The 3,800-nt window shown below is 41.3% G+C and carries 3 protein-coding genes and 1 pseudogene; 1 reads left to right on the top strand and 3 read right to left on the bottom strand.

What is annotated here, in order from left to right; genetic code table 11:
* Window positions 1–307: 307 nt before the first annotated feature.
* Together ACEW80_RS03635 and ACEW80_RS03640 are read right to left on the bottom strand one after the other, a co-directional pair.
* Window positions 308–1,174 (bottom strand): calcium-binding protein, encoded by an 867-nt coding sequence (locus ACEW80_RS03635; RefSeq protein WP_373525284.1) that lies wholly within the window; start codon window positions 1,172–1,174, stop codon window positions 308–310.
* A gap of 112 nt (window positions 1,175–1,286) precedes the next feature.
* Entirely contained in the window at window positions 1,287–2,546 is a 1,260-nt protein-coding gene (locus tag ACEW80_RS03640; RefSeq protein WP_373525285.1) for a glycosyltransferase family 4 protein, read from the bottom strand.
* A 151-nt stretch (window positions 2,547–2,697) separates the two neighbouring features.
* On the opposite strand from ACEW80_RS03640, the gene ACEW80_RS03645 reads away from it, so the two are divergent.
* Window positions 2,698–3,462, top strand: coding sequence for a DUF429 domain-containing protein (locus tag ACEW80_RS03645; RefSeq protein ID WP_373525286.1), 765 nt, complete (start codon window positions 2,698–2,700; stop codon window positions 3,460–3,462).
* A gap of 45 nt (window positions 3,463–3,507) precedes the next feature.
* Here ACEW80_RS03645 and ACEW80_RS03650 read toward each other — a convergent pair.
* Window positions 3,508–3,800 (bottom strand): annotated as a pseudogene (locus ACEW80_RS03650) (alpha-glucan phosphorylase); the annotation flags it as partial.

The raw sequence follows: 3,800 nt of genomic DNA on the forward strand, positions 1-3,800 counted from the left end.
ATCATGCATTGATTCTCTTCGACAAAACTGGGTTGACTTATACGACAGCCTCAAAGAGAAAAAGTAAGTCTCTCAATTTTAGTTCTCGGAAACTATACGCGAACACTTTTCTCTTTGTTTTACTCTTTATTTTCCTTAACCGAGCAGTATTGAGCGTTTACGGACTATCAGTCTACGGACAATGTGTCACATGACTACCAATTGGCTATAAAATTTGGAAAAAATGTATTAACTAAAGTGTCTCTGTCCTTTATTTTTCATAAATAGCGATTGCATTAATCTTTGTCACCGAACTTTCAAACTCGATTTACGTTTCTGCTAAACCCACCTTTTTTCCAATTAACCCCAGAAATCCTGTTCCAAAGTGCTGAATCTCCAAAAAACTAGCTTGCTCTGGTGAGGTTTTGTAAATCTGAAATGTCTTCATAATTCCCAAAGTAGCAGCACTTTCTAGAGAACCAACAAAGCTAATATCCCGGTCGAGAAAATGAGTTTGATTAACCCAATGAGCCATCTGATTTGCATTCAAAAAGTAGCAGCCTGCGTGAGGATTGAGGGCGCGACAAAAAGTAATTGGTGTATTCAAGATTGTACCTTTGAGTTCCTGTTGCTCTTGCACATTTTGAAAGGGAGCAGTTACTCGTAAAGCCAAATCCCCATCAATGTAAGCTTTGTGAACCAAACCGTGGGGAGAAGCTTCATAACGATTTGGCTGGAGCAAGTTTAAGTCACCAGCTTGTTGGGTAAACCAGTTTAATTTTATAAAAAACCAAGGGTCATAGATAATTAGGTCATCTTCAAGAAAGCAGTAGTAATCATACTGACCTAGACAACTTTGCAGAACAGCTTGACACTCAAACCCCAAAAGCAGAGGTTCGACATCAGTAGAATGATGCTTATATAAATGGGATGGTAAGGGAAGCTGATTCAGAAGATGATTATCTTTGCTTGTACAAATAATAATATCTAGTTCGTGAGACTGCGGCTGATTAGCAGGCAAAGCTAATCGTTGAGCAATGTTGATGATAGTTTGAGATTTGCCAAATAATTGCTGTAAGGCAGTTAGGCTTTTAGTTAACGCCTCCAAGCGGGGTTGTGGATCTTTGCGCTGCGAAGCATGACGACCATCACTGCTAGGTTTGAAAAAATGGGCAATGGTAAAAATAATTCGCATTGAGGCTATAGATTTATTCTTTGTAAATATCCTTGTTTTTTTATTTTTTGCAAATCCAAAAAGTTCAGTAGTTCCCAATTAAACTTGGGTAAACTAAACCCCAACTATTCAGCTAATTTCTGCCAAATCCTTTAGAAGGTGAGGGCTTTTTCAAACTCTCAGAACTTTTACCAGTCAACATCCATTGCAAGTGCTGTGGTAACAGTTTCGCTAAATCATAACGCTTGATAATTGTTTCTCGCGCATTCGCACGAATTGCGTTCATTTCTTGAGGATTATTCAGCGCCTCTTCAACCCTATTAGCAATATTCTGGGTAGAAAAGAAATCTACCAGCAGTCCATTTACCCCATCCTGTACAACTTCCAATACTGGCGGAGTTTTAGAAGCTACTAGTAAACATCCTGCTGCCATTACTTCTAACATTGACCAGGATAAAACAAAAGGACGGGTTAAATAAATATGAGCAGAAGAAGCTTGCAAAACTTGAAGGTACTCATTATAAGGAAGCCTATCTGTAAAATGCAGTCTCGATAAATCCAAAGATAATTTTTCTAGCATTAATTGTTTATAAGTCTGACCATCGGGGAGATTCTTCCCATAAGCAACCCGATCTTCTCCCACAACTACTACATGGCAATTAGGTCTTCGTTGCTGAAGCAAGGCTACCGTTTCCATAAACTGCGGAAAACCTCTATAAGGTTCCATTCCCCGTCCCACATAAGTTACCAATTCTTCCACATGAGAAAGGTCAAGATTTATTCTTGGTAAAATTAACTTTGCGCCTGGTTTGGGAGCAAAATATTTGGTGTCGATACCATCATGAATTACAGTGATTTTGCTATGATATTCTTTAGGAAACTGTTGACGTTGCCAATTGGTTGGAGAAAGACCGCGATCGCAACTATATAAATCAGTCAAAATCGGCGTATTTTTCATGCGGATGCGGCATTCATCATCAGCATTCAATGGTTCATTAGGATCAAAATCTGCATCCGAACCGTGAGCATGATAAAACCACTCGAAATAACACAATAATTCGGCTTTGGGGAAAACATCTTTCATAAATAAAGTTGGCCCCCAACCAGAATGACCATAAACTATATCTGGAACAAAACCCTCAGCTTTTAATTTTTCTGCCACGCGATAGACAGCCTGAGCGGTGAGAACAGCATTTTCCAGGCTGCGAACATAATGGTGGGTTTGGGGAGCAGCTTCACGAGAAGGAGTGTAAATAGCTTTATAAACGCCAGGTATTTCCCCTTCACGGCGATTTGTCCCAAAGACGACTTTGTAATTAGCATCTTTACCTAAAATTGTCGCTAGGTTGCGAAATTGCGAGGGAAAATTGGGATGTAAAAATAAAATCTGCATCGGAATAATCTTGATTAACTTATTGCCAGATAAAATAAATTAAGACAAACTGCCTAAAATTATAAGATTATTTATCACGATTTTTTGCAAGTAAATTTAGGTAAATGGTTGCCCAAAAATGCAAAAATAATCGCAAATTCGTGTTATGGCAATGAAATTTATTGGTATTGATTTAGGCTGGCGATCGCAAGCAAGTGGACTATGCTGTTTAGAATGGATAGATGGACAACTGCAACTACTTGATTTAGATCGCAAAGAAGCCATTGCAGACATCATCACCTGGATCGATCAGAGCGTCAAGCCAGACGAACCAGCCATCATCGCTGTAGATGCACCCACCCTCATACCCAACGCTAGCGGGAGTCGCCTCGCCGATAAACTCAGCCACAAGTACTTTGGCAAATATCATGCAGGATGCTACCCAGCTAACAAAAACCTACCTTTCAGCGATCGCACCGTCAACTTTGGCTTAGAATTAGAATCACGCGGTTTTGCACACGCACCCACTATCGAACCGCAAAAACTCGGCAGATATCAAATAGAAGTCTTTCCCCACCCAGCAATCGTTAACTTATTCAACTTAGAACGCATCCTCAAATACAAAAAAGGACGCATCAATGAGCGCCGCTTAGAATTAATCAAACTCCAAAATTACATTATTGATATCCTCCCCATTTGCGAACTCCCTCTGCGCCTCTGTGGTAGCCTACGGCAAGCCGCTAGTGCGTCTACGTTTCCTCTTGAAATCCCCACCACAGGCGCAGCCCTCAAAGCAGCCGAAGACAAACTAGATAGCCTCATTTGTGCGTATGTAGCAGCCCACTGGTGGTATTGGGGAGAAAAACGTAACTTAGTGCTAGGCGATCGCACCACCGGCTACATCGTCATCCCTGAGAAAAGGGGAGCGAGCAAATAGAGTGAAGAAGTTTTTCCCCCTTGCGCCCTGCTCCCCTGCTTCTTCCTATTCCGCCCAAGCAATCAATCTCGGCTCATAGGGACTAGACAAGTGTTGGTGTTGTGGTAAAACACGCAAAGACAAGCCCTGCAAACCAGAGGCTGTATAAGTGATATTCGCCGTGTAAACACTCAACCTTTGTGCATCTTGTCCTTGGTAATCCATGACTACCGGCACAGCATTGGCAATGTCACCATTGGCATCAATCGTACCTTGGTATAACTCCACCCGCACATCATCGTTAGTCAAAGTTGCTAAGTCAACCTTGGCCTTAACAGCGACGGTTTGGTTAACTTCAA

Source organism: Nostoc sp., assembly GCF_041747015.1.
In the GTDB taxonomy this organism is placed as follows: domain Bacteria; phylum Cyanobacteriota; class Cyanobacteriia; order Cyanobacteriales; family Nostocaceae; genus Nostoc.

Bases quoted from the DNA above. Each gene is read 5' to 3' on its own strand.
- ACEW80_RS03635 (WP_373525284.1), bottom strand. From the start codon at position 1,174: ATGCGAATTATTTTTACCATTGCCCATTTTTTCAAACCTAGCAGTGAT.
- ACEW80_RS03640 (WP_373525285.1), bottom strand. From the start codon at position 2,546: ATGCAGATTTTATTTTTACATCCCAATTTTCCCTCGCAATTTCGCAAC.
- ACEW80_RS03645 (WP_373525286.1), top strand. From the start codon at position 2,698: ATGAAATTTATTGGTATTGATTTAGGCTGGCGATCGCAAGCAAGTGGA.